The sequence below is a fragment of the Limosilactobacillus coleohominis 101-4-CHN genome, assembly GCF_000161935.1.
Lineage (GTDB): Bacteria > Bacillota > Bacilli > Lactobacillales > Lactobacillaceae > Limosilactobacillus > Limosilactobacillus coleohominis_A.
Genome location: NZ_GG698805.1, coordinates 7,101 through 9,832, shown reverse-complemented (window position 1 = coordinate 9,832; position 2,732 = coordinate 7,101). Strand labels below are relative to the sequence as shown.

General features: G+C 32.3%; 2 protein-coding genes. One reads left to right on the top strand and one right to left on the bottom strand.

Annotation, left to right across the window (positions count from 1 at the left end; all coding sequences use genetic code 11):
- The first annotated feature begins 111 nt into the window (after positions 1–111).
- Entirely contained in the window at positions 112–342 is a 231-nt protein-coding gene (locus tag HMPREF0501_RS06450) for a helix-turn-helix domain-containing protein (protein WP_006917111.1), read from the top strand.
- Positions 343–1,987: 1,645 nt separating this feature from the next.
- Here HMPREF0501_RS06450 and HMPREF0501_RS06440 read toward each other — a convergent pair.
- Positions 1,988–2,656, bottom strand: a complete 669-nt coding sequence (locus tag HMPREF0501_RS06440; protein WP_006917109.1) for a hypothetical protein — start codon at positions 2,654–2,656, stop codon at positions 1,988–1,990.
- Positions 2,657–2,732: the final 76 nt, after the last annotated feature.

Here is a 2,732-nt window from a genome sequence, read left to right as displayed (position 1 = left end):
CTTTAGATTATGTTCTACACGGATTATAATAACACAGTTTTCTTAGAACTTATTTTTATTTCAGTTAGTTCATATCCTTGGTATATAAGCATTTAAGATTGAGGGTATAATATGAACAAAATTGGAATAAATGTAGCAAGTCGGCGTCATGAACTAGGTATGATCCAAGAAAAGCTAGCAGAATTAAGTGACCTCTCCATTAACTTTATTTCAAAAGTTGAACGTGGCGCGGCTACGGATATTAAAGCCGGAACTTTACAAAGTCTGGCTAAAGCATTAAACGTTTCAATGGATGAGTTAATGAACGGTAAAATGAAAGAACATCATGCTGGTCCACTGTAGCAACAATTAGTTGAGCAATTAAACAGTTACGATCTGCAATATTCAGAAACGTTGTGTCAAAGTATTTTGAACCTACTCAATAACCAGCAAAATAAGCGATGATTAATGGTACTAGGCTTTATTATTTAGAGACCTGGTACTTTTTATTATCATGAGTACCGGGCTTGGAAAACTTTTGATCAGATACTAAATAGAAATGCTCCCCATTTCGTCCAGTTTGGTCCGTATTGAGTTTTAATATGGTTGGTTATCAAATTACTACCCCCTAATATAAAAAAGTACCGGGCTTCGCTTTTTTGAAACCCGGTACCAAAGTCAATTGATGATGAATTAGTACCTAGCTTAAAAATTACGAAGCCCCGTACTAAAACTATTTTTGATTGTCTCTACCTATATAGCACCCTACATCTTATATTATTGAGTATTAGTCCCCCCAAAATATGATTACTATCTTAATTAGTACCGGGTCTGATTATTTTTTGATCAGGTACTAAGATTCAAGGTAACAAAAAAAGACTGGTATCAAAGACCAGTCTATACTCTTATATATAGGTTCCAATCTGTTTCTTTATCCACAGATTCGAGGCATTAAGCCAAGTATTTAGGGAACAATGATTAGCGTTTAATTCGTTTGGGTAAACCATTTAAATCACTACCATTTATCTTACCAAGGAACTACCAAACCTGTACCATTATATTATCACAATAATATTTATAATACAAATAAATTTTATAATACATTTGATTCAAATCAGCTTTTTTCTTGAATTGAGTAAAACTACTACAATTTAAGTATCTTAACACATTTTAACACGCGACCAAGGCTGATATAGTAATGTTTCTGACACTTCAATTTTTAAAAAACTTCTGTTAATATCATCGTGTGTTAAGAAACGTGTTAAAACACCTGCCAAAAGGACCACAAAAAAGCCTGTATTAGCAACGCTAAACGCTGTTAATACAGGCTTCTCACTGTTATTAAGTGCTGACTAGAGTCGCTGTTTTGTAGTAGCTGAAGTACTGATACAACAGCATTCGGCTCTAAACGTGTTAAGGTTTTGTGTTAATTTCATGGTCAGAAACTATGGTCAAAAGCTGGTGTGACGGCAATCCAAAGTATTTTGAATTATTCTATCTAAACGATTACCTTTCAGCCAAGTAATAAAATTTTACTTTGTCAAAGTTTATTAAGCAATTTGCTTATATCGTTAATTATTAACTGACCGTTATATATTTCTTCTTTGCTTAAAAGGAGTGTGGCTCGAATTTTTTAATGACATACTCTAGAGACTGGGTTAAATGAGCATAATTAAATCAACGAAAATTAGTTTATCAAATTATAAAGTGTAAGGCAACCCCCATTTTAAAATAATCAAAGGGCTAATCATAAGTTTTATTCAAAATTTGATGTGACTAAAAGATAACCATTATTTAACATGAGATTGCGCATAGTTAATTAGAACTTTATTTCTATATTTTTGATTTGACGAATTGCGCATCAAATTAATTAGAAAGTCCAGCTCCACTGGTAACTCCTTTTGGTAAACAATTTCATTATCTAGCATACTATCAAACACCACAAAAGTTATACTTTCTTGAAGATGTTCACCATTTAGTTTTGATTTAAAGTCTTCAAACACAAATTTTAAACAGACATCAAAATTCCCAAGTGGTACCTGCATTCTTTTTCTTCACGCTCAATGTCTTTACCCTTACTCAAATAATACTGCCTAATTGCTTGTTGAATGTCACTATCAATTTTCACATACTGACCACCTAGCGATTTAGCTGAAATAACTTCTCCAAATTTCCAAGGAAGATTATCTGAAGTAGTATTACTATAGAGACAGCCGGTATTATTAACATACTCATCTAACATTTTTGGGGCTAAATTATTAGAAAATAATACATCTGTTTGCTTCCTTAAAATGTAAATAACTTGATCATATTGTTCCTTTAGTAGAAGTTTATTACTTAAACCAATAGCACTTTTTGCAGGCAAAAACTTGTTATTGCTTTTATTATTTTTATTGGCATAGGGACAATTGTCATAGTCGTTCTGGCTATAATCAGCAATTTGGGGCATATTGTGCTTAACATGACGGCCATAAGGATGAGTTGTTGCATTTTGGGTTTGGTATAGACTCACCATCACAATTGGATTATTACAACCAGGACACACTCCATAAAACCGATTTTTATTTTTAGCATCTTTTTGAACAAACGGGGAAGTACGATTAGTGTACTTATCAAAATTGTTAGGAGTTATTTCATAACTGACATAGCTAAAAGGATCGAGCTTAAATCTATCCATCTTAATCTCTCCTCATACTGTGATTACATATATCTATTATGACTATAAAATGTTAAGATTTTGTGCTTTTTAATAA